This window comes from Amycolatopsis sp. MtRt-6, assembly GCF_017308975.1.
Classification (GTDB): Bacteria; Actinomycetota; Actinomycetes; order Mycobacteriales; family Pseudonocardiaceae; genus Amycolatopsis.
The window spans coordinates 150821-173394 of sequence record NZ_JADWPD010000004.1; the positions used below are offsets into that span (position 1 = coordinate 150821).

The 22574-nt window shown below is 70.9% G+C and carries 18 protein-coding genes; 9 read left to right on the top strand and 9 right to left on the bottom strand.

Features of this window, described 5'->3' with window-relative positions; translation table 11 throughout:
- Positions 1-43: 43 nt before the first annotated feature.
- Entirely contained in the window at positions 44-637 is a 594-nt protein-coding gene (locus I4Q55_RS09400; RefSeq protein ID WP_206785707.1) for a pentapeptide repeat-containing protein, read from the top strand.
- Between the two features lie 3 nt (positions 638-640).
- On the opposite strand, the gene I4Q55_RS09405 is transcribed toward I4Q55_RS09400, so the two are convergent.
- Genes I4Q55_RS09405 through I4Q55_RS09425 form a run of 5 tightly spaced genes read right to left on the bottom strand, consistent with a single transcriptional unit; the run spans position 641 to position 6711 of the window.
- Positions 641-2644 (bottom strand): TIM-barrel domain-containing protein, encoded by a 2004-nt coding sequence (locus I4Q55_RS09405; RefSeq protein WP_206785709.1) that lies wholly within the window; start codon positions 2642-2644, stop codon positions 641-643.
- A 20-nt stretch (positions 2645-2664) separates the two neighbouring features.
- A complete protein-coding gene (locus I4Q55_RS09410) occupies positions 2665-3480 on the bottom strand; it encodes a carbohydrate ABC transporter permease (RefSeq protein ID WP_206785711.1) in 816 nt (271 codons plus the stop codon).
- Positions 3477-4415, bottom strand: coding sequence for a carbohydrate ABC transporter permease (locus tag I4Q55_RS09415; protein WP_206785712.1), 939 nt, complete (start codon positions 4413-4415; stop codon positions 3477-3479). Before I4Q55_RS09415 ends, I4Q55_RS09410 begins: the two co-directional genes overlap by 4 nt.
- A complete protein-coding gene (locus I4Q55_RS09420; protein ID WP_206785721.1) occupies positions 4412-5653 on the bottom strand; it encodes a sugar ABC transporter substrate-binding protein in 1242 nt (413 codons plus the stop codon). The genes I4Q55_RS09415 and I4Q55_RS09420 overlap by 4 nt, the downstream gene beginning before the upstream one ends.
- Before the next feature lie 47 nt (positions 5654-5700).
- Positions 5701-6711: a LacI family DNA-binding transcriptional regulator gene (locus I4Q55_RS09425; protein ID WP_206785730.1), complete on the bottom strand. Its 1011-nt coding sequence runs from the start codon at positions 6709-6711 to the stop codon at positions 5701-5703.
- 380 nt (positions 6712-7091) lie between these two features.
- On the opposite strand from I4Q55_RS09425, the gene I4Q55_RS09430 reads away from it, so the two are divergent.
- Positions 7092-10025, top strand: a complete 2934-nt coding sequence (locus I4Q55_RS09430; RefSeq protein WP_206785740.1) for a glycoside hydrolase family 3 protein — start codon at positions 7092-7094, stop codon at positions 10023-10025.
- A gap of 52 nt (positions 10026-10077) precedes the next feature.
- Here I4Q55_RS09430 and I4Q55_RS09435 read toward each other — a convergent pair whose 3' ends face one another.
- Entirely contained in the window at positions 10078-10899 is an 822-nt protein-coding gene (locus tag I4Q55_RS09435) for an SAM-dependent methyltransferase (protein ID WP_206785742.1), read from the bottom strand.
- 123 nt (positions 10900-11022) lie between these two features.
- On the opposite strand from I4Q55_RS09435, the gene I4Q55_RS09440 reads away from it, so the two are divergent.
- The 3 genes from I4Q55_RS09440 (at position 11023) to I4Q55_RS09450 (ending at position 15705) form a co-directional block, all read left to right on the top strand.
- Positions 11023-12354 (top strand): cytochrome P450, encoded by a 1332-nt coding sequence (locus tag I4Q55_RS09440; RefSeq protein ID WP_206785748.1) that lies wholly within the window; start codon positions 11023-11025, stop codon positions 12352-12354.
- A gap of 72 nt (positions 12355-12426) precedes the next feature.
- A complete protein-coding gene (locus I4Q55_RS09445; RefSeq protein ID WP_206785755.1) occupies positions 12427-13524 on the top strand; it encodes an alpha/beta hydrolase in 1098 nt (365 codons plus the stop codon).
- An 84-nt stretch (positions 13525-13608) separates the two neighbouring features.
- Positions 13609-15705 carry a diguanylate cyclase gene (locus tag I4Q55_RS09450; RefSeq protein WP_206785763.1) on the top strand — a complete coding sequence of 699 codons (2097 nt, stop codon included), beginning with the start codon at positions 13609-13611 and terminating at the stop codon, positions 15703-15705.
- A 9-nt stretch (positions 15706-15714) separates the two neighbouring features.
- Here I4Q55_RS09450 and I4Q55_RS09455 read toward each other — a convergent pair whose 3' ends face one another.
- Positions 15715-16389: a nitroreductase family protein gene (locus I4Q55_RS09455; protein ID WP_307793161.1), complete on the bottom strand. Its 675-nt coding sequence runs from the start codon at positions 16387-16389 to the stop codon at positions 15715-15717.
- 257 nt (positions 16390-16646) lie between these two features.
- Between I4Q55_RS09455 and I4Q55_RS09460 the strand changes: the two genes are divergently transcribed.
- The 4 genes from I4Q55_RS09460 to I4Q55_RS09475 all read left to right on the top strand — a co-directional run bounded on the left by I4Q55_RS09460 (position 16647) and on the right by I4Q55_RS09475 (position 20383).
- Positions 16647-17033 (top strand): hypothetical protein, encoded by a 387-nt coding sequence (locus I4Q55_RS09460; protein WP_206785767.1) that lies wholly within the window; start codon positions 16647-16649, stop codon positions 17031-17033.
- A gap of 31 nt (positions 17034-17064) precedes the next feature.
- Positions 17065-19167 (top strand): (Fe-S)-binding protein, encoded by a 2103-nt coding sequence (locus I4Q55_RS09465; protein WP_206785774.1) that lies wholly within the window; start codon positions 17065-17067, stop codon positions 19165-19167.
- Between the two features lie 82 nt (positions 19168-19249).
- Positions 19250-20011 carry an FHA domain-containing protein gene (locus tag I4Q55_RS09470; RefSeq protein WP_206785776.1) on the top strand — a complete coding sequence of 254 codons (762 nt, stop codon included), beginning with the start codon at positions 19250-19252 and terminating at the stop codon, positions 20009-20011.
- A complete protein-coding gene (locus I4Q55_RS09475; RefSeq protein ID WP_206785778.1) occupies positions 20012-20383 on the top strand; it encodes a hypothetical protein in 372 nt (123 codons plus the stop codon).
- Here the strand turns inward: I4Q55_RS09475 and I4Q55_RS09480 are convergent.
- Positions 20380-21693 carry an MFS transporter gene (locus tag I4Q55_RS09480; RefSeq protein ID WP_206785780.1) on the bottom strand — a complete coding sequence of 438 codons (1314 nt, stop codon included), beginning with the start codon at positions 21691-21693 and terminating at the stop codon, positions 20380-20382. The genes I4Q55_RS09475 and I4Q55_RS09480 overlap by 4 nt on opposite strands.
- Before the next feature lie 135 nt (positions 21694-21828).
- Positions 21829-22473, bottom strand: coding sequence for a TetR/AcrR family transcriptional regulator (locus I4Q55_RS09485; protein WP_206785781.1), 645 nt, complete (start codon positions 22471-22473; stop codon positions 21829-21831).
- Between the last annotated feature and the right edge of the window lie 101 nt (positions 22474-22574).

Consider the following 22574-nt stretch of genomic DNA (forward strand, 5'->3'; position numbering starts at 1 on the left):
GGTCCACTTTAATTCGCTGGCCACCGCCGGGAGAATCGTGGGCATGTCCACGGTCACGCCGTTCGCGCTCCTGGCGCTGATCGGCGCCGTGTCCGGCTCGGTCACGGCGTGGCTGCTCCTCCGCCGGGACCGTCCCGCCGAGGTGCTGACCCCGTCGGCGCCGCCCGAGCCGGTGCCCGACGAGGTCGCGGCCCGGCTGCTGGCCGACGAGCGGGCCGCCCGGCTGACCGCGCTCGCCTCCTTCGCCCGGCAGGCCGACGGTGACCCTGGGCTGCGCCAGGAGTGCGTCGGCGAAATCCTCGGCCAGTTCGAGGACGACTGGCCCGACTCACCGGAGTGGCAGGCCGAGCTGTGGCGGCTCCTGCGGCCGCACCTGCGGCCCGATTCGCCGTGGTTCTGGCCCGGGATGGACCTCGACCTGGCCGGCCTGGTGCTCCACGCCGTGGACCTGCGCGGCTGCGAAGTCCGTGACGCGTCCTTTCGCGACGTCCACTTCGACGGCGACGCCCGGTTCGGCGGAACGGTGTTCACCGGAACGGCGAACTTCGCAGGAGCGTGCTTCGGCGGCCGCGTGGACTTCACGGGCGCGACGGCCGCCGAGTTCGACTTCACCGGGACGCAGGTCGGGCCGTGGTGACCGCTACGGCTCGCGGATCGGCAGGTCCGCGCCGTCGCGGAGGAACACCGGGATCCGCTCCGCCGGGGCCGGCGCCTCGACCCACTCGCCGCCCTCGTGGCGGGTGCCGGTCACCGCGTCCGTCCAGGAAGCCCCGGCCGGCAGGTACACCCGCCGGGAAGTGACCCCGGCTTCGAGGACCGGGGCGACCAGGACGTCCGGGCCGAGCAGGAACTGGTCGTCGACGTCCCAGGCCGCACTGTCCGCCGGGAAGTCGACGAACAGCGGGCGCATCGGCGGGACGCCCTGCTCGTGGGCCACCCGCATCTGCTCCATCAGGTACGGCCGCAGCCGTTCGCGCAACCGCAGCGACCCGGCGATCGACTCGTACGCGGGCTCGCCGTACGACCAGACCTCGTTGGGGCCGCCGGACATGTCCGGGCCGAACGCCGGGCGCGGGTCGCGGTAGCCGTGCAGGCGGAACAGCGGGCAGAACACGCCGTACTGGAACCAGCGGACCATCAGCTCGCGGTATTCGGGCGACGACGGGTCGCCGCCGTGGAAGCCGCCGATGTCCGTGGTCCACCACGGGATCCCGGCCACCGCCACGTTCAGCCCGGCCCGCACCTGCGTCCGCAGCGACTCCCACGTGGCGCCGATGTCACCCGACCAGAGCGCCGCTCCGTAGCGCTGGCTGCCCGCCCACGCCGAGCGGGACAGCAGCACCACCTCGTCGTCGCCCTCGGCGCGGATGCCGTCGTGGAACGTCTGCGCGTTGGCCTGCGGGTACATGTTGAACACCTCCGCACCCGGCCCGGCGTGGAAGCCGAGGTTGTGCGGGTGGCCCGGCTGGATCTCCGGCTCGTCGCCGTCCAGCCACCACGCGCGCACGCCGAGGTCGTAGTAGTTCTCCTTGACCTTGCTCCAGACGAACTGCCGCGCCTGGGGATTGGTCGCGTCGTAGAACGCCACCGGCATCTCGACGTCGAAGCCCTTGTCCTTCCACGGCGCGTGGAACGGGACGCCGTTCTCCGCGGCGACCAGCAGGCCGTTCTCGTGCAGTTCGCGGTAGTTCTCCGACAGCGGGTTCACCGACGGCCACACCGACACCATCAGCTTGACGCCGAGGCCGGCCAGCTCGCGCACCATCCCGGCCGGGTCCGGCCAGTCCGCGGTGTCGAACTTCCAGTCGCCGAGGTGCGTCCAGTGGAAGAAGTCGGTCACGATCACCGACAGCGGCAACCCGCGCGAGTGGTACTCCCGCGCGACGGACAGGAGCTCCTCCTGCGTGCGGTAGCGCAGCTTCGACTGCCAGAAGCCGGCCGCCCACTCCGGCAGCATGGGCGCGTGGCCGGTCGCGTCGGCGTAGTGGCCGAGGATCTGACGCGGGCCGTCGCCGGTGGTGATCCAGTAGTCGATCTGCCGGGCGTCGTCGGCGACCCAGCGGGTGCCGTTGGCGGCCAGCTCGACGCGGCCGACGGCGGGGCTGTTCCAGAGGAACCCGTAGCCGCGGCTGGACAGCAGGAACGGCACCGAGACCTCGGCGTTGCGCTGGACCAGGTCGAGCACGAGGCCCTTCTGGTCGAGCCGTCCGTGCGTGCGCTGCCCGAGGCCGAAGATCCGCTCGTCGTCGTAGGCGGTGAACCGCTGTTCGAGGCGGCCGTAGCCGTTGCGCGACGGCATGAACAGCCGCGCGCCGGGCCACCAGAAGTGCGCGCGCTGCTCGGACAGCAGCTCTTCGCCGGTGTCGGTGCGGACGAACTTCAGCTGCGTGTCGATGCCGGTGTCGGTGTCGGCGATCTCGACGATCGCGGTGAGCGCGCCGTTGACCACCCGGCCGGTGCGTCCGTCCACGGTCGCGGTGGCGGCGGACGGCTTCGCGGGCAGCAGCGCGCCCGGGACGTCGTCGAGGATGCGGTGCCGTCCGGCGCGCACGCGGAGGCTGTCGGCGCCCCACGGCTCGATGCGCAGCACCTCGTGCCGCACGCGGACTTCGAGCGAACGGCCGTCTTCGGTCGTGGCGATCACGCAGGTCTCCTTGAGAAGGTTCAGTCTTTGACGGCGCCGCTGGTGAGCCCGGCGACGACGTAGCGCTGGGCGACGACCAGCAGCACGGCCGCGGGGATCGCGGCGAGCACGGCGGTGGCCATGATCCCGTTCCAGTCGGCGGACTGGTTGCCGACGAAGCGGTAGATGCCCACGGTGATGGGCTCGAACGACTGACCGGTGGTCAGGGTGACGGCGAACAGGAAGTCCGCCCAGGCGAACAGGAACGCGAACAACCCGGCGGTGACCAGCGCGTTGCGGCTGACCGGCAGGATGATCGAGAAGAACGTGCGCCAGTACCCGGCACCGTCCACTCGGGACGCTTCGGTGAGCTCCTTCGGCACCGAGATCATGAACGCCCGCAGCAGCAGGATGGCGAACGGGATGGTCGCGGTGGAGTCGGCGAGCACCAGCCCGAGGTAGTTGTCGATCAGGCCGAGGTTGCTGAACACCGTGTAGAGCGCGTTGGCCATCACGATGCCCGGGATCATCTGCACGATGAGCAGCACGAACACGAGCACCGGGCCACCGCGCACCTTGAGCTGGGCCAGCGCGTAGGACGCGGGGGCCGCGACCAGCAGCGACACGAACACCGTGCCGAGCGCGACGACGACGCTGGAGAGCAGGTGCGGCCCTTGGGAGGACAACGCCTTGCGGTAGCCGTCCAGGGTGCCGTCGACGGGGAAGAACGCCGGGTCGGGGCGCAGCAGCGCGCCGCTGGGCTGCAGGGACGCGTTGACCATCCAGTACAGCGGGAACAGCAGCACCGCGACGATCAGCACGCCGAACACCGTGCGCGGCCAGTTCGCGGTCTTCATGCTGCCTCCGCCAGGGTCGCCTTCGCCGAGCGCAGGTAGAGCAGCCCGAACAGCGTCGCCACCACGATGAGGACGTTGCCGACCGCGGCGCCCTGCCCGAACGCGAAGTCCTGGAAGGACAGCCGGTACGACCACGTTGTCAACGTCTGCGTCGCGTTGGCCGGCCCGCCGCCGGTGACCACCATGATCACGTCGAACACCTTGATCGTGTAGACCAGGCCGAGCATGAGCACGATCCCGGTGACCGGCCGCAGCAGCGGCCAGGTGACGTGCCGGAACCGCTGCCACGCGCCGGCGCCGTCGAGCGCCGCGGCCTCGTAGAGCGACGCCGGGATCGCGCGCAGGCCGCCGTGCAGGATCACCAGGTTGAACGGGATGCCGATCCAGATGTTGGTGAGGATCACCGCCGGCAGCGCCCAGCTCGTGCTGCTCAGCCACGGCACCGCGTCGAGACCCACCGCCCGCAGGAAGGCGTTGAGCACGCCGTGGTCCTGGTCGAACATCCACCGCCAGACCGCGCCGCTGACGACCAGCGGCAGCAGCCACGGCAGCAGGAGCAGCGACCGCAGCAACGCGCTGCCGAGGAAGCGGCCGTTGAAGAACACCGCGAGTGCCAGGCCGATGCCGAACTGGAAGACGATCGACCCGGCGGTGAACAGGACCGTGTTGAGCGCCGCCGTGGAGAACAGCGGGTTGTTCAGCACGGCGGAGTAGTTCGCGATACCGACGAAGGGTGCTTCGCCGGTGTAGAACGACTTCACCGTGTAGTTCTGGGTGCTCATCACCAGGTTCGCGACCAGGGGATAGCCGAAGAACAAGATGATGTAGGCCAGGGCGGGCAGCAGGAACGCCCACGCGGCGAACCGGCTGTCCCGGCGGGACTTCCGGTTCGCGCGGGGTGCCGCCGAGACCGACGGGGCGGCGGCGAGCGTCACGAGCCGCTCGCCTGCTGCGCGGCCTTGAGAGCCTGGTCGACCGGCGTCTTCCCGGTCAACGCCGCCTGGAGCGCGTCGGCCAGCGCCTGCGAGACCTTCGGGTACTTCTCGCCGAGCTCGGCCGTGCGGGAGCGGGCCGTGCCGACCTCGTCGACGAAGGCCTGCATCGACGGCTGGTCCTTGCCGAACTTCTCCGCCACCGCCGTCTTCGAGGGGATGTAGGCGTGCGCCTTGCTCCACTCGACCATCGTGGGTTCGGACAGGATGCAGGAGAGCACCTTGGCGGCGGCCTGCTGGGCGGGCCCGCTGGTCACGGGCACCGTGCCGACCTCGCCGCCGAGGGCGACCACCGGCTTGCCGCCGGCCTGCGGGACCGGGATCGGCACGACGCCGTAGTGCAGCGACTTCTGCTCGTCGAGGCGGGCGAGGTTCCACGACCCGTTGATCATCATCGCCGCGTTGCCGCCGACGAACTGGTCCGCGACGTCGTTCTGGTTCCAGGTCACCACGGACTTCGACGCCGAACCGGAGTTCACCAGTTCGGTGACGTACTGCAGGGCCTGCGTCGACTGCGGGGAGTCCAGCTGGGACAGCTCGGCGCCGTTGCTCCAGAAGAATGGCAGGAACTGCCAGGTGCCCTCTTCGGACGGGATGGCCGAGAACGCGAGCCCGTACTTGCCGTCCTTGGTCAGTTTCGCCGCGGCGGCCTTCAGCTCGTCCCACGTCTTCGGCGGCTCGACACCGGCGGCCTGCAGGAGGTCCTTGTTGTAGATCAGCGCGAGGCCGTTGACGCCGGGGGCGACACCGTACAGCTTGTCCTGGTAGGTGCCGGCCTTGACGATGCTCGGGTAGTAGCCGTCGGTGCTGATGCCGTAGTCGGTCAGCGGGGTCAGCGCGCCGGTGGCGGCGACCTGCTGCAGCGTGGGGTTGTCGGTGAAGAGCAGGTTCGGCAGGGTCTTCGAGCTGGCGCTCTGCAGGACCTTCGGCAGCATCTGGTTGGTCGGCACCTTCTGGCGCTCGATCTTGATCCCGGTCTGCGTTGCGCAGGTGTCGAGGATCTTCTGCCAGGCGGCGGACCCCTGCTCGTCGGCGTAGTAGTCGAGCTCGGTGATCGACGTGGCGGCCGGGGCATCGGCGCCGCCGGGCGCGGACGGGGCCGGGCTGGGGCTGCAGGCGGCCAGCAGCACGGCACTCGTGGCACTCGCGGTCAGGACGAGGGCGCGGCGGACTACGGGCATGGTGATTCTCCTTCGGCGGCGGAGCAGAACCGGGACTGTGTCGATCCCTACTGGACGCGGGGCGCGGCGGTGCTTTCGCGCCGGGTGAGGCGGGGTCCGAGCAGCCGGACCTCCGGGGTGGAGTGGCCGGCGAGCCGGCGCATGGTCATTTCGACGGCCTGGGTGCCGACCTCCTCGGCCGGGATGGCCACGTTGGTCAGCGAGACGACGTGCTGCTCGGCCATGCTGTCCGGGCACACGGCGATGACCGAGATGTCCTCGGGCACCCGCAGGCCGCGGTGGCGCAGGTCCGACAGCAGCCCGGGCAGCACGGCCTCGTTGTGCACGACCAGGCCGGTCAGGCCGGGATCGGCGGCGAGCAGCTCGTCCAGGCAGGCGCTCACCGCTTCGTAGGAATGGGCGCACGCGTGGGAGGCCGCGCGCACGTCCCGGCTCTTCGCGGCTTCGTCGAAGCCGCGCAGGAATCGCGTCGCGTAGCTCGTGCCGCGCCGGTAGACGGCCGGGGAGGGGCCGATCAGCGCGATCGAGCGGTGGCCGAGCTCGGCCAGGTGCGCGACGCACGCCGAGGCCGCCGCGGTGAAGTCGAGGTCGACGCAGCTCAGCCCGGCCGGGTGGTCGGGCACGCCGATGAGCACCACCGGCAGGTCGAGGGCCAGGAGCATCGGCACCCGCGGGTCGGCGGTTTCGACGTCCATCACCATCAGCGCGTCGGCGATCGCCGAGGACGCCACCCGCTGCAGCGCGGCCGGGCCCTCGTCCTTGGTGAGCAGCAGCAGGTCGTGGTCGTGTGCGCGGGCCGCGGTGACGGCCGAGGCGACGAACTCCATCACGACGGCGACGTTGAGGTCCGTGCGCAGCGGCACGACCAGCGCGAGCACGTTGGTCTTGCTGCTGGCCAGCGCCCGCGCCCCGGCGTGCGGGTGGTAGCCGAGCTTGCGGATGCTGTCCTCGACCAGCCGCCGGGTCTTCGGCGAGATCGAGCGCTTGCCGCTGATCACGTACGACACCGTGCTGGGGGCCACGCCTGCCGCGTTGGCGACGTCGTTGATCGTGACCACGGGCGGCCTCCAGGGGACGGGGAGGGGGGACGGGGGAGGGGGTAAGGCACAGGACGGGAAGTTCGCTGTCGAAGCGCATCGACGATGGCACGAAGGTAAGTGACACCCGGCCGAAACACAAGCATCATTCGCCGTTTGCCGCCATTCGATGAATATTCGACGAAGAACGTCTTCGTCGAATAAGTCGAAACCTCCTGATGAAGGCTCTTCTTGCAGCTCAGCGCCTGGGTCGGCGCCGGTCGGCTGCGCCGCCCGAGAGCGGTCCCAGGCAGTCTTGACCTCTTGCTCACACGGCTGTAATAGTCGTCGGGTTCCCCGCCGTTCGACGCGAATGTTCCGCGCCACGCCGTCGAAACGATTCGACGATTCGGAGGCCGTCCGTGCGCTTGTCCCTCATCCGCCGTGCTCTCGTCCCGGTGGTGGCCGCAACCCTGCTGGTGACCCCGTCGCCGGCACTCGCGGCGCCGCCCCCACCCTTCCGCGATCCGTCGCTGCCCCTGGCGACCCGGATCGACGACCTGCTGTCCCGGTTGACGGCGGACGAGAAGATCTCGCTGCTGCACCAGTACCAACCGGCCATCCCGAGGCTGGGCATCGGGGTCTTCAAGACCGGCACCGAGGCCCTGCACGGGGTCGCCTGGTCGACCGACTACGACAACAAGGGTGCCGTCGTCAAGGCCGACGGCACGGTGTTCCCGCAGGCCATCGGCCTGGCCACCACCTGGGACCCCGCGCTGGTGAAGCAGGTCGGCGCGGCCGTCGGGCAGGAGGCGCGCGGCTTCAACGCCCGCAACCCGACGCTGTGGGGCCTCAATCTGTGGGCCCCGGTGGTCAACCTGCTGCGCGACCCGAGGTGGGGCCGCAACGAGGAGGGCTACTCCGAGGACCCCTACCTGACCGGCGAGCTCGCGATCGCCTACGGCCACGGGATGCAGGGTGACGACCCGCGGTACCTCCAGGCCGCGCCGACGCTGAAGCACTACCTCGCCTACAACAACGAGGTCAACCGCGACACCACCAGCTCCTCGGTGCCGCCGAAGATCCTGCACGACTACGACGAGCAGGCGTTCAGGGCCCCGCTGCAGGCGGGCGCGGCCAACGCCGTGATGCCGTCGTACAACCTGGTCAACGGCCGGCCCAGCCACGTGAGCCCGGACCTCGACGAAAAGCTGCGGAAGTGGGCGCCGCAGGACATCGCCGTGGTCAGCGACGCCGGTGCGCCGTCGAACCTGATCAACTCGGAGAAGTACTACCCGACGAAGGCCGAAGGGAACGCGGCGGCCATCAAGGCGGGCCTCGACAGCTTCACCGACAACGACACCGACGGCTCGATCACCACCAACGCCGTCAAGGAGGCACTCGCCAAGGGTCTCCTGACGATGGCCGACGTCGAGAACGCCGACCGGCACCTGCTGTCGCTGCGGTTCCGGCTCGGCGAGTTCGACCCGCCGGGAAGCAACCCGTACGCGAAGATCACCCCGGCCGTCATCGGCTCGCCCGAGCACCGGGCCCTCGCCCGCAAGACCGCCGACGAGCAGATGGTGCTGCTGCGCAACAACGGCGGCGCGCTGCCGCTGAAGGCGGAGCAGAACAAGAAGATCGCGGTCGTCGGCCCGCTCTCGAACACCCTGTACGAAGACTGGTACAGCGGGGCGATGCAGTACAAGGTCACGCCGCTGCAGGGCATCAAGGAGCGGCTCGGCTCGGCGGGCACGGTCGCGTCGTCCGAAGGCGTCGACCGGATCGCGCTGAAGGACCTGTCCACCGGCAAGTACCTGACGGCGCCCGCCACCGCCGGCAAGGTGACTGCGGGCGGGACCGTCGCGGGCACCGCCGAGTCGTTCGACGTCTACGACTGGGGCGCGGGCAAGAACACGCTGCGCGCGGCCGCGAACGGCAAGTTCCTCAGCTACTCCGGCGGGGCGCTGGTGAACGACGTCGACCAGCCGGCCGGCTGGTACGTGCAGCAGCAGCTGAAGCTCGCCGCCCAGCCCGACGGCAGCTACGTGCTCGAATACGCGGGCAACGAGGTGAACGAGCCATGGTTCGGCCCGAACCGGTTCGCGGTCGTCGGCGCGGACGGCGTCCTGACGATCTCGTCCCCGGACGCCGCGCACGCCACCAAGTTCGGCCGTGAGGTGCTGAGCAGCGGTGTCGGCAGCGCCGTCGCCGCCGCCAAGGACGCGGACACCGCCGTGGTCGTGGTCGGCAGCATGCCGTTCATCAACGGCCGCGAGGCCAACGACCGCACGAGCACCGAGCTCGCCCCGGCGCAGCGCGCGCTGATCGAGGCGGTGCAGAAGGCGAACCCGCACACGATCGTCGTGGTGGAGAACAGCTACCCGACGACCGGCTGGGACACCCTGTCGGTGCCCGGCATCCTGTGGACCAGCCACGCCGGGCAGGAAACCGGGCACGCGGTCGCGGACGTGCTCTTCGGCGACAAGGACCCGGGTGGGCGGCTGACGCAGACCTGGTACGCCTCCGACGCCGGGCTGCCGAGCATCCTGGACTACGACATCGCCAAGACCGGGATGACCTACCAGTACTACCGCGGGAAGCCGCTGTTCCCGTTCGGCTACGGGCTCAGCTACACGAGCTTCCGCTACGACAACATCCGCGTGTCCCAGGCGGGCGGCAAGGTCCGGGTGAGCGTCGACGTGACGAACACCGGCGCCCGCACCGGCAGCGACGTCGTCCAGCTCTACTCGAAGAACTCCGGCGTGCAGCGGTTGCGGGACTTCTCGAAGTTGTCCCTGGCACCGAAGGAGACCCGCACGGTGCGGTTCGAGGTGCCCGTGACGGATCTGGCGTCCTGGGACGTGTCCCGGGAGCGGTCGGTGGTGGCGGCGGGGGTGTACGAGTTCTCGGTGGGCCGCAACGCCTCCGAACTCTCCGCGACGCGGCCGGTCTACGTGCCGGGGGAGCGGCCGCTGCCCCGCGATCTGAGCCGTCCGACGCAGGCCCAGAACTTCGACGACTACTCCGGGACGACGTTGACGGACACGTCGAAGGTCTCGGGCACCTCGGTCGCGGCCACCGCCGGGAGCTGGGTGGCGTTCAAGAACGTCGCACTGGGCGGCCCGCAGAAGTTCACGGCTTCGGTGTCCAAGGCGGAGGCCGGCACGACGCGGATCACGGTCCGCCTCGGCTCGCCGACCGGTCGCGTGCTGGGCACGGTGCCGGTGTCTTCGACCGGTGACCGGTACGCGTACACGACGGTGACCGCGGCCTTGGCGAAGGCGAGCGGCCGGCAGGACGTGTACCTGACGTTCGACGGCCCGGTGAACCTGGCGACGTTCTCGCTGCGGTGACGGCGAAGGCCGCCCGGCTCCGGCCGGGCGGCCGTTCCGCGGATGGCGGGACCTAGGGTTTGCGCCCCACTCCCGCGTACGGGAGCGAGTTGATCGACGGGTCGTCGGACATGTCGCCGACGCCCTGCGGGTTCCACATCGCGCAGCCGACCAGGCCCGGTTCGACGAGGTCGAAGCCTTCGAAGAACCGGAGCACCTGGTCGTGCGTGCGCGGGAACGGCTGGTTCTGCTGGTGCTGGCCCGTCTTGTACATCTGGACCGCCTCGTCGAGGCGCTCCGACCCGGAGTCCGCCGCGACGTGCGTGACGGCCAGGAAACTGCCCGGCGCGAGCCGTTCGCGGTAGCGGGTCAGGATGCCGGCCGGGTCCCACTCGTCCGGCACGAAGTGCAGCAGCAGCAACATGAACACGCCGGTCGGCTGTGCCGGGTCGAGCAGCCGGCGTGCCGGCTCCGAGTCGAAGATGTCGTTGACGTCGCGCAGGTCTGCCTGGAGCACCGCGCAGTTGTCGTTGCCCTGCAACAGCAGTTCGCTGTGCGCGACCGCGACCGGCTCGCGGTCGACGTAGAGCACCCGGCACGCCGGGTCCACCTGCTGGACGATTTCGTGCAGGTTGCCGACGGTCGGGATGCCGGAGCCGACGTCGAGGAACTGCCGGACCCCGGCGTCGACCATGTACCGCGCGGCGCGGCGCAGGAAGGCGCGGTTGAGCCGGGCCGCGTCGCGGACGCCGGGCATGATCTTGAGGATCTGTTCCCCGAGCGCGCGGTCGGCGGCGAAGTTGTGGTCGCCGTCGAGCCAGAAGTCGTACACCCGGGCCGGGTTCGGCACCGTGGTGTCGATCTCCGGCGGTACCCAGCTCGCTTTTCCGGTCACGGGACCTCCCACCCTCGCGGACGCTGCGGGGTCGGAGCTTAGCCCTCTCATCCGTTCGTGTGGAGCCGCACTCGGGGTGCCCGGTCCCCGGCTAAGGTGGCCCCGTCACGAGGAGACGAGGCCATGACGAACGCGCGTCCCGTTCCCGGACGGCGCCCCCTGCTCGGGCACAGCGTGCCCCTGCTGCGCGACCCGCTGAAATTCTTCACTTCCCTGCCCGCGCACGGAGAAGTCGTCAAACTCCACCTCGGTCCGCTGCCGGTGCACGTGGTCACCACCCCGGAGCTGGCCTGGCAGGTGCTGGCCACCGACGCCGGCAAGTTCGACAAGGGCCTGGTCTTCGACAAGATGCGCCCGCTCTTCGGTGACGGCCTGGCCACCTCGAACGGCGAGCTCAACCGCCGCCAGCGCCGGCTGGTGATGCCCGCGTTCGGCCGCGCGCGGATCGCGGGCTACGCCGAGCACACCATGACGAAGCTGGCCGGCGAGCTCGTGGATTCGTGGCGGCCCGGCGAGGTCGTCGAGTTCGACCGGTGCATGCAGGACCTGGTGCTGACCATCGCCGGGCAGACGCTGTTCTCCACCGCGCTCGGCGACGACGCGCTGGCGGAGATCCGGCGGTCGATCCCGATCATGCTGAAGTACGTGCTGGTCCGGGCGTTCTCCCCGAAGTTCGTCGAGAAGCTGCCCATCCCGCCGAACCGGCGGTTCGACGCCGCGGCCGCCCGCCTGCGCGCGGTGATCGGGGAAACCGTCGTCGCGGCCCGCGAGGGCGGCGCCGACCACGGCGACCTGCTCTCGATGCTCCTGCTGGCGCGCGACGAGGACACCGGCGAGGGCATGTCCGACCGCCAGGTGCACGACGAGGTCATCACGATCCTGACCACCGGCGCCGAGACCACCGCCGTCGCGCTGGCCTGGTTCTTCCACGAGCTGGGGCAGCACGCGGACGTCGAACGGCGGTTCCACGCCGAGGTCGACGAGGTCCTCGGCGGCCGGCCCGCGCGCTTCGAAGACCTGCCGGATCTCGTTTACACGCACCAGATCGTGCACGAGATCGTCCGCCGCACCCCGCCGCTCATCCTGATGCGCCGCGCCCGGGAGGACGTCGAACTCGGCGGCGTCGCGATCCCGGCGGGCAGCGAGGTCGCCGTCAGCCAGCACACGCTGCACCGCGATCCGCGCTGGTTCCCCGAGCCGGACCGGTTCGACCCGGACCGCTGGACGCCCGGCCACACCGCGGAACTGCCGAAGGGGGCGTACATCCCGTTCGGCGCCGGGGCGCGGCTGTGCCCGGGGCACGTGTTCGCGCCGACGGAGATCGCCATCGTCGCCGCGACCGTCGGCGCGCGGTGGCGCCTGGTCCCGGTGCCGGGCAAGAAGGTCCACGCGCAGATCAAGGCCACGATGCAGCCGAACCGGCTGCCGATGACCGTGGTGCCGAGGAAGACCTGACGGTACGCGTTCGGCTACCGGGTGTAGTGTTCCGGAGTTCCTTCACCTGTCCGAGTCCAGAGGGAGTGCGGCGTGAAGCTGCCCGTCAAGGTGACGTCGGCGTTGTTCGCCTGCGGTGTCCTGTTCGCGTCTCTGACCGCGGCGGTGCCCGCCGAGGCGGCCGCGATCTCCTGCACCGACACGGATCTGCCGGTCACCGGGCCCGGGCTGCCCCCGCTGGTGCCGGGGGCGCCCGCGACCATCCACGGCCGGCTGTGCCTGCCCGCCGGCGATGCTCCCGACACCGTCCAGCTGCTCGTGCACGGCGGGACGTACAACAGCGCGTACTGGGACCTGCCCTACGAGCCGGCCCGCTACTCCTACCAGCGCGACATGGCCGCGCACGGCTACGCGACCTTCGCCGCCGACCAGCTCGGTGCCGGGCGCAGCAGCCGGCCGCTGAGCCTGCCGCTGTCGGTCTGGGCCGCGGCCGAGTCGATGCACGAGGTGGTCGGCCACCTGCGGGCCGGCCGGGTCGGCGGGGTGCCGTTCGCGAAGGTGGTCATCGTCGGGCACTCGGTCGGGTCGGGGATCGTCGCCGTGGAGGCGTCCACGTACCGCGACGTCGACGGCGTCGTCCTCACCGGCATCACGCACCTGCCCGCGCTGCCCGCGCTCGCCCTCGGCGCGGCGCTCGGCCTGCAGCCCGCCTTCCTGGACAGCCAGCTGGCTTCGCTGGGCAGCGATCCGTTGTACTTCACGACGAAACCGGGCGCGCGGGCCGGGCTGTTCTACGCCGCCGGCGACGCCGATGCGGGCGTGATCGCGGCCGACGAGGCGACCAAGGACCAGGTTTCGGTCCCCGGGATGGGCACCGTCGCGGTGTTCGGCATCGTCCTGCCCGCGACGTGGGGAATCACCGTGCCGGTTTTGCAGGTGGTCGGGGAAAAGGACGTCCTTTTCTGCGGAGTCTTCGCGTTGCGCGACTGTTCGGACGCCGCGGTGCTGCGGGCCCAGGAAGCGCCGTATTACGCGGACCCTTCGAGGTTGTCGATGTACGTCCTGCCCGGGGCGGGCCATTCCGTGGCGTTGCACGAAAACGCGAACGAATACCGCAACGTCACCCGTTCGTGGTTGCAGGACCGGCTCGGAGTGGCTGCGCAGGGTTATCACTCGATTGGACGAAACTGAATCGGTGCGTGTCGCACAATTCCGGGCCAAGATATATCGGTTAACCCGAACCGGTGTGTGCACTGAACCCCTGGACAGCCTGAGGTGACTGCTCCCCAACCCCACGGCGGCGCCCCGCGGAACAAGCCGTCGGCCGAGCGCGCGGCGAGACGGCTCGGCACGCTGGCGCGCAAGTGGGGCTACCTGATCAGCACCACGGCGTACCTGCCGCACACGCCCGAGGAGATCGAACGCGAGCTCGGGGCCCTCACCGGGCGGCTGTTCGACGCCGTGGTGAGCGACCCGCCTGGCCTCGAGGCGGCCGCGGCCGCGGGCGCGCGGCTGGTCGAGCTGCGGTGCGTCGGCGCGGACAGCCTGCGCCGCACCCTGGAGGTGCTCGGCAAGGGGCTGCTGCGGGAGCCGGAGCTGCGGGGCGTCGACGGGCTCGCCGAGCGGGTCGTGCTGGTGCTCGGCGCACTCAGCTCCGGCTACGGCGAGATGCTGCGCGAAGACATCCAGAAGCGGCAGGAGGGCCTCAGCCGGGCGCTGCTGAAGGTCGAGCAGGAGACGCGGCAGAAGCACGTCATCACCCGCGCGCAGTTCGAGGAGGTGTTCGCCGGCTCGGCCAGCGGCGTCGCGCTCACCGAGCTGGACGGCCGGGTGCTGCGGGCCAACGCGGCGCTCGCCAAGACGCTCAACCGCACGCCGGCGGAGATCGCCGCGATGTCCCTGTTCGACCTGGTCCACCCCGAAGACGTCGAGCAGCTGCGGGAGAGCTACCGCGAGCTGGTGGCCGGCCGGCTGCACCGGCTGCGGGCCGGCCGCCGCCTGGTCGGCAAGGACGGCGAGCCGATGTGGGCGACGTTCGCCGCGTCGGTGATCCGCGACGCGGTCGGCGCGCCGCGGCAGCTGCTGACGATCGTCGACGACGACACCGAGGTGTCGCTGCTGCAGCGGCGGCTGAGCCACCAGGCGCTGCACGACGTGCTCACCGGGCTGCCCAACCGGCAGTTCTTCAGCACCCGCCTGGAAACCTTGCTGCGCGACGCGGACCCGGCGCGCGGTGTCACGCTCTTCCACCTCGACCTCGACGGCTTCTCGCAGATCAACGGCGGGCTCGGCCAGGAGCTCGGCGACCGGGTGCTGCGCGGGGTCGCCGCGAAGCTCAAGACGGTGTTCGAACCGGAGAAGGCGCTCGTGGCGCGCCTCGGCGGCGACGAATTCGGTGTGCTGGTGCAGAACACGGAAGACACCCCGGGCGTGGTGACGCTGGTCCGGCGGATCACCCGCGAGCTCGCCGAAGCCGAGTACGTCGACGGGCAGCGCGGGGTGGCGGTGTCGGCCGCCATCGGCGTCGTCCACCGCCCGCCGCGCGACATCACGCCCGCGGAGCTGCTCCAGGCGTCGGACCTGACGCTGCGGCGCGCCCAGCGCACGGGCAGCCAATGGGGCCTGTTCGACCGCGAGCTGGACCGGCGCGACCGGCACGGCTTCGGCCTGGCCGCGTCGATGGCGGGCGCGTGGGAGAACGGCGAGATCGAAGCCCGCTACCGCGTGCTCGTCTCCGCGACGAGCGGTGCGGCCGAGGCCGTCGAGGCGCGGCTGTGCTGGAACCACCCGGCCGAAGGCGTGCTGCCGCACCAAACCTGCATGCGGCTGGCCGCGGAGACCGGGCTGGCGCTGCCGCTGGGCACGTGGCTGCTGCGCACGGCGGCCGAACGGCTGGCGACGGCCGGGATCGGGGTGCCGCTGGTCGTCGAGCTGACGGCGCAGCAGGCGGCGGACCCGGAGCTGGTCGGCGAAATCCGCCGCGTGCTGGGCGACACCGGCCTGACGCCGGACCGCCTGCGGCCCGGCTTTCCGGCGGCGGCGCTGGACGCGGGCGACGCCGTGGACAACTTCAAGGTGCTGGGCGAAATCGGCGTCCAGGCGGAGATCCACGGCTTCGCCGACGCCACGTCGCTGACGGAGTTCCCGGCCCACACGGTCCGGATCGCGCCGAACCTCGCCGCCAAGCGGGAGCACCCGCTGGTGACCGGGTCGCTGTCGGCCCTGATCGACGCCGCCCACGCGGCCGGGGCCGCGGTGTCGGTCGCCGGGATCTCGACCGCCGCGGAGGCCGCGTGGTGGCAGGACCGGGGAGCTGACCTGCTGGCGGGCCCGGCGTTCCCGGAACTGCCGGGCGGCTTGCCCGGCTGCTGAGGCGGCGGTTCAGATCCGCACGAGGACCTCGTCGAGGGGCTTGCGCCGCAGGTCCGGCACGACGCAGTCGTCGGCGGGGTAGCCGACCGGGATCACCGCGAACGCCTTTTCGTTGCGGGGACGGCCCAGCAGCTCGCCCAGGAACCGCATCGGCGACGGCGTGTGCGTCAGCGCGGCGAGGCCCGCCACCTGCAACGCCGTGAGCAGCATGCCGACCGCGATGCCGACCGACTCGTCGACGTAGTAGTGCTTGCGGACACCGCCGTCGTCGTCGAAGGCGAACCGTTGCTGGAACACGACGATGAGGTAGGGCGCGTCGGTCAGGTGCGGCTTGTCGGCGTCGGTCCCGAGCGGCCGGAGCGCGGCGAGCCAGGCGTCGCCGAGCCGGCCGTCGTAGGAGATCCGTTCCTCCGCCTCGGCGGCTTCGCGGATCCGGCGGCGCACCTGCGGGTCCGAGACGAGGACGAACGTCCACGGCTGCTGGTGCGCCCCGCTCGGCGCGGTGGAAGCGATGGCGATCGCGTCGAGCACCACACGTTCGGGAACCGGGTCGGGCGAGAACATCCGCACCGAGCGGCGGGCTTCCATCCGCCGGCGCAACGCGGCCGCCCGGGCGACGGCTTCGTCGTCGGGAAGCCGGGCGGGCCGGTAGGGGACCGGGTGCTCCGCCTTCCTCCCCACCACCGCCCTCAACGGAGGCGCTTCGCGCCGCTGTTTCCTTTCCGGATTGTGGCGGGGGACACGGATGCCGCAGCAGGTCCGAACGTACGATTCGCGGTGTTATGCGTCCGGTGAACGGACAGTAAGGTGATCCTTGCTTCGGAAATTGCGCCGAACGGGCCAGGGTAACTGCGCCGTTCGGTCCTGTCGCGCGAAGTGATCTCCTCATTACCCTCCAGTAGCAGACAGTGGTGCCGATCACAGTCGTTCCAGGAGGCCTCATGGCGTCGCGCGAACTGCGGATCCGGCACCTGACCGGCTGCCTTCCCTGCACGCTCAAATGCGGGTACTGCGGGTTGCCGGTGCGGCTCGCCGGGCCGGGCGACCATCCCGGCTACGGCGTGGTCGACGAAGTGACCGGCGAACTCGTGCTGCTGCACCGGTTCTGCCGCACCGCACTCGGCCGCTGCCGGACGCGGGGGTGCGTGCTGCGGCGCGCCCACCTCGGCCGCGCGACCGAGCAGTACGAAACCGGCCGGCGGCCCGGGCGCTACCAGCGCCTCGGCGTCCGGCGGTCACCCGACCTCGATCTGTACCGGAAACACTGGCGGGTCGCGAAGATGCGGTACGCGTGCAAGGCGTGCCGGTACTACACCGGCTCGCACTGAGCCGGTCCTTCCATCACGACGCGGAGGACTCGTGCTCGTTCGTCTCATCCTCGGCCTGCTCATGACGGTCGTCGGCCTCGCCGTCGCCGGCAAGCGCGTGGCCTTCCTGTACCGGCTGATCAAGGCCGGCCAGCCGGACACCAAGCGGTCCGACGACCTGGGTGCCCGGGTCTTCGCCCAGGTGCGCGAGGTGTTCGGCCAGCGCAAGCTGCTGAAGTGGTCGGTGCCCGGCCTGGCGCACTTCTTCACGTTCTGGGGCTTCGTGATCCTCGCTTCGGTGTACCTCGAGGCGTACGGCGCGCTGTTCGACGAGAAGTTCGCCATCCCGTGGATCGGCCACTGGGCGGTGCTCGGCTTCCTGCAGGACTTCATCGCCGTCGCGGTGGCCGTCTCGCTCGGCGTGTTCACGATCATCCGCATCCGGAACGCCCCCGAACGCAAGGACCGCGCGTCCCGGTTCTACGGCTCGCACACCGGCGGCGCCTGGCTGATCCTGCTGATGATCTTCAACGTCGTCTGGACGATGTTCTTCTTCCGCGGCGCGTCCGCGGCGTCCGGGAACTTCCCGTACGACTCGGGCGCGTACGTCTCCCTCGGCGTCGGGAACCTCCTCGAACCGCTCGGGCACGCGACGACCGAGGTGCTGGAGACGATCGGCCTGCTGCTGCACATCGGCGTCATGCTGGTGTTCCTGTCGATCGTGCTCTACTCCAAGCACCTGCACATCTTCGTGGCGCCCATCAACGTCTCCGCGAAGCGGCTGCCGGACGCGCTCGGCCCGCTGCTGCCGATGGAGTCCGGCGGCAAGCCGATCGACTTCGAGGACCCGGGCGAGGACGACACGTTCGGCCGCGGCAAGATCGGCGACTTCACGTGGAAGGGCATGCTGGACTTCACCACGTGCACCGAGTGCGGCCGCTGCCAGTCGCAGTGCCCGGCGTGGAACACCGGGAAGCCGTTGTCGCCCAAGCTCGTCATCATGAACCTGCGCGACAACCTGTTCGAAGAGGCGCCCTACATCCTCGCGGGCACCGAGCACGAGGGCGCGCGCCCGCTGGTCGGCCCGGAGGACGACGGCGGCGTGATCGACCCCGACGTCCTGTGGTCGTGCACCACCTGCGGCGCGTGCGTCGAGCAGTGCCCGGTGGACATCGAGCACGTCGACCACATCGTCGACATGCGCCGCTACCAGGTGATGATCGAGTCCGCCTTCCCGACCGAGCTGGGCGGGCTGTTCAAGAACCTGGAGACCAAGGGCAACCCGTGGGGCCAGAACAACGCCGAGCGCCTCGCCTGGACGAAGGACCTCGGCTTCGACGTCCCGGTGTTCGACGGCGAGCTGGCCGAGGACGTCGAGTACGTCTACTGGGTCGGCTGCGCCGGCGCGTTCGACGACCAGGCCCGCAAGACCGTCCGCGCGACGGCCGAGCTCCTGCACATCGCCGGGGTGAAGTACGTGGTGCTGGGCAAGGAGGAGTCCTGCACCGGTGACCCGGCCCGCCGCGCGGGCAACGAGTTCCTCTTCCAGATGATGGCGCAGCAGACGGCGGAGACGCTCAACGCCGTGTTCGAGGGCCGCGAGCCGCGGCTGCGCAAGATCGTCACCACGTGCCCGCACTGCCTGAACACGCTCAGCCGCGAGTACCCGGACCTGGACGGGCACTACGAGGTCGTCCACCACACGCAGCTGCTCAACCGCCTGGTCCGCGGCGGGCAGCTGACCCCGGTCAAGCCGGTCGAGGACGGCCCGCGCGTCACCTACCACGACCCCTGCTACCTGGGCCGCCACAACAAGGTCTACACCCCGCCGCGCGAGCTGGTCGGCGCGACGGGCGCTGCCTTGGCGGAGATGCCCCGCCACGCCGACCGGGCCCTGTGCTGCGGCGCCGGCGGCGCCCGCATGTGGATGGAGGAGCAGATCGGCAAGCGCATCAACCTCGAGCGGGTGGACGAGGCGATCGCCACGGACGCGGAGACGATCGTGACCGGCTGCCCGTTCTGCCGCGTGATGCTGACGGATGGCCTGGTCCAGCGGCAGAGCGAGCAGCAGGCGGAGAACGTCGACGTGCGCGACGTCGCCCAGCTGCTGCTGGAGCGGGTGAAGGCCCCGGACGCGTCGACGCCGAAGGTCTGAACGGGTTCACCCGTTCGCCGGATATCTCCGGCCCGCCGCACGGCTCTTCCTGTAAGGGAGCCGTGCGGCGGGAGGAGGGCCGATGGGCGGGGCGAGGATCGAGACGCTCGGTGGGTCCGGGGCGAGCCTGGCGGTGCGCCGGGGCTCGTGGCTGGTGGGGCGCGGCCCCGACGCGGACCTGCGGCTGCGCTCCGAGCAGGTTTCGCTGCGGCACGCCTGGATCCGGCAGGACGCGCGGGGCACCTGGGTGGCCGACGCCGGGTCGCGCAACGGCACCTGGGTCAACGGGCGGCGGCTGGCGCCGCGGCGGGACCACCCGCTGCGCGACGGCGACCGGCTCGAGTTCGGCCCGGTCGCCGCCGTCTACTCCGACGGGTCCGGGGCCGCGCACACCCGGACGTGGCAGCGACCACCGTCCGGCGGGATCTCGTTCGGCGACGTGTCGGCCGGCACGATCAACAACGCCGGGCGCGACGTCAACAACAGCTACGACCACCGGCAGCAGCACAACTACGAGTTCACCACGCCCGAAGGCGAAGCGATCACGCTGCTCGCGACCGGCAGGGGCGCCGGCCGCGCGGTCATGGTGCTGGGACTGCTGATGGTCCTCGCCGGGTTCGGCATCTGGGCGTCGGTGATCTTCCGGTTCGTCAAGGCGGGGTCCGACTCGGTCGCGTCCGGGTCGTTCGACGCGCCGCCGCCGCTGCTCGGCCCGGAGGTCTTCGACGGCGTGCCGCTCGGGGCGGTGGGGTTCGCGCTCTTCGGGCTCGGCGGCGTCGTGCTGCTGATCGGGATGGTCATGGCCAAGGCGGCGCGCGAGCGGCGCCGGAACGGGAGGCGCTAGATGGACGGCATCCACTTCCACGGCGACGTCCGGGCCGGGACGGTCAACAACGCCGTCCACGGCGACGTCAACACCGTCCACGGAGGACACCAGGAGATCCACCGCGGCTTCGACGCGCGGCAGGTCGCCGCGCTGGTGCGGGCGGTCCGCGCGGAACTCGACGCGGCCCGGCTGCCGCCGGCCACCAAGGAAGCCGTGCACGACGCCCTCGACGAGGTCGACCGGGACGTCGTGCACGGCGGAAAAGACGCCGGCGCGAAGGTGCGCCGGGCCCGTGACCTGCTCCGGGACGCCGGCGGCCTCGCGACCGCCGGCGCCGGGCTGTGGACCGCGGTGCGGGCGCTCGCGGCCGCGGCCGGCGTTCCGTTCTAGCTGTCCACAGTGGACGCGACCACAGTGGACGGTGTGCCGGCCGTGCGGCCGCCCAGCTGCGCGGTCGGCACCCGGTAGGTCTCGCGGGCGGTCGCCGCGGCACCCGCCGCCACCACGCACACCGCGGCCGTGAAGATCGCGACGCCGAGCCAGTCGTCCCGGCCGGAGCCGATCGCCGCGACCACGCTGGGGGCGAAGCCCGCCACCGCGAAGCCGATCTGGGTGCCGATCGCCATGCCGGACAGCCGGACCCGGGCGCCGAACATCTCGCCGTACAGCGACGGCCAGACGCCGTTCACGCCGGAGTAGGCCACCCCGAACAGCACGATGCCGAGGACGAACAGCAGGGCGTACGAGCCGATCGAGATCGACCACAGGTACGGGAAGATCAGCACCCCGCAGGCCAGGCAGCCGGCGATGAACACCGGTTTGCGCCCGACGCGGTCGGCGAGCGCGGCCAGCAGCGGGATCGCCGCCAGCGCGACGACGTTGGCCAGGACGCCGACCCACAGCATCGGGGTGCGGGCCAGGCCGATCGTGTTGACCGCGTAGCTCAGCGCGTAGACGGTGAAGATGGTGCTGACCGAGGCGATCGTCGCCGCGACGACCACGCGCAGGACGTCCGCCCAGTGGTGCCGGAACAGCAGCGCGACCGGCAGCTTCGCGACCTCGGTGCGTTCGAACACCGGCGTCTCGTCGAGCTTGCGCCGGATCACGAACCCGACGACGATCACGAGCGCGCTGCCCCAGAACGGCACCCGCCAGCCCCAGGTCAGCAGGTCCTCGGCGGGCAGCGCGGCGACCGGCAGGAAGATCGCGGTGGCCAGGATCTGCCCGGCCTGCGTGCCGCTCAGGGTGAAGCTGGTGAAGTACGCGCGCCGGTGCTCCGGGGCGTGTTCCAGCGACATCGAGTTCGCGCCCGCCTGCTCGCCGGCCGCGGAAAGCCCCTGCAGCAGCCGGAGGATCACGAGCAGCACCGGGGCGAGGACGCCGATGCTCGCGTACGTCGGCAGGCAGCCGACGCAGAACGTCGCGACCCCCATGAGCAGCAGGGTGAAGACGAGCACGCGCTTGCGGCCGAACCGGTCGCCGACGTGGCCGAGGACGAACGCGCCGACCGGCCGGGCGAGGTAGCCGACGCCGAAGGTGGCCAGGGCCAGCAGGGTGCCGGTGGCGGGGGAGGAGGCGGGGAAGAACACCTTGCCGAACACGAGCGCGGCGGCGGTGCCGTAGATGAAGAAGTCGTAGTACTCGAGCGCGCTGCCGATCCAGGCGGCCAGCGCCGCCTTGCGGGGCATCGATCCGGTCACGGGCACGATCTCCTGACGTCCGTGCTTCGTTGCGCAGAGTCGGCGGGGAAGCAATGTACGGTCTAGTTAGTTAATAGAGAGTGGAAGACCGGACCCCGGGTGTCAAGAGATCCTTTTTGCCGGGGGGCGCCGCGCTCAGCGCGCGGTCAGATACTCGATCAGCAGCGTGCCCAGCATTGCGCGGTAGTGCTGCCGGCGGTCCGGGTCCAGCATGTCGCGGCCGAAGATCGCCTGGAACGTGTGCCGGTTCGCCAGCCGGAACACGCAGAACGAGCTGATGAGCATGTGGACGTCGAGCGCGTCGACGTCCTCGCGGAACAGGCCGGCCTTCCGGCCTCGCTCGAGGATCCGCGTGATCCCGCCGAGCGCCGGGTCGGCCAGTCCGGCGAGGATCTCCGATCGCGACAGGTGTTCGGCGTGGTGGATGTTTTCGATGCTGACCAGGCGGATGAAGTCCGGGTTGGCTTCGTGGTGGTCGAACGTCAGTTCCGCCAGCTGGCGCAGGGCCTCCTCCGGCTCCAGGTGTTCGACGTCCAGTCGCGCCTCCGACGTGCGGAGCGCGGAGTACGCCTGCTCCAGCACGGCGATGTACAGCTGCTCCTTGCCGCCGAAGTAGTAGTAGATCATCCGCTTGGTGGTGCTGGTGCGGGCGGCGATCTCGTCGACCCGGGCGCCGGTGTAGCCCTTGTCCGCGAACTCCCGGGTGGCCACTGCGAGGATGTCGGCGCGCGTGCGTTCCTTGTCGCGCTGGCGCTCGGCCTCCGACGATGGTGCGGCCACCGGGCTCCCTTCGCTGTGGGTGACGGCCCCACTCTAGCCCTTCCGTCGCAACGACCAGCACGCTACCGTGAACGTACTAGTTCGTACATTAACCACGGAGG

Coding starts and splice junctions, on each gene's coding strand:
- I4Q55_RS09400 (WP_206785707.1), top strand. CDS start 44: ATGTCCACGGTCACGCCGTTCGCGCTCCTGGCGCTGATCGGCGCCGTG.
- I4Q55_RS09410 (WP_206785711.1), bottom strand. CDS start 3,480: ATGAAGACCGCGAACTGGCCGCGCACGGTGTTCGGCGTGCTGATCGTC.
- I4Q55_RS09420 (WP_206785721.1), bottom strand. CDS start 5,653: ATGCCCGTAGTCCGCCGCGCCCTCGTCCTGACCGCGAGTGCCACGAGT.
- I4Q55_RS09440 (WP_206785748.1), top strand. CDS start 11,023: ATGACGAACGCGCGTCCCGTTCCCGGACGGCGCCCCCTGCTCGGGCAC.
- I4Q55_RS09460 (WP_206785767.1), top strand. CDS start 16,647: ATGGCGTCGCGCGAACTGCGGATCCGGCACCTGACCGGCTGCCTTCCC.
- I4Q55_RS09470 (WP_206785776.1), top strand. CDS start 19,250: ATGGGCGGGGCGAGGATCGAGACGCTCGGTGGGTCCGGGGCGAGCCTG.
- I4Q55_RS09475 (WP_206785778.1), top strand. CDS start 20,012: ATGGACGGCATCCACTTCCACGGCGACGTCCGGGCCGGGACGGTCAAC.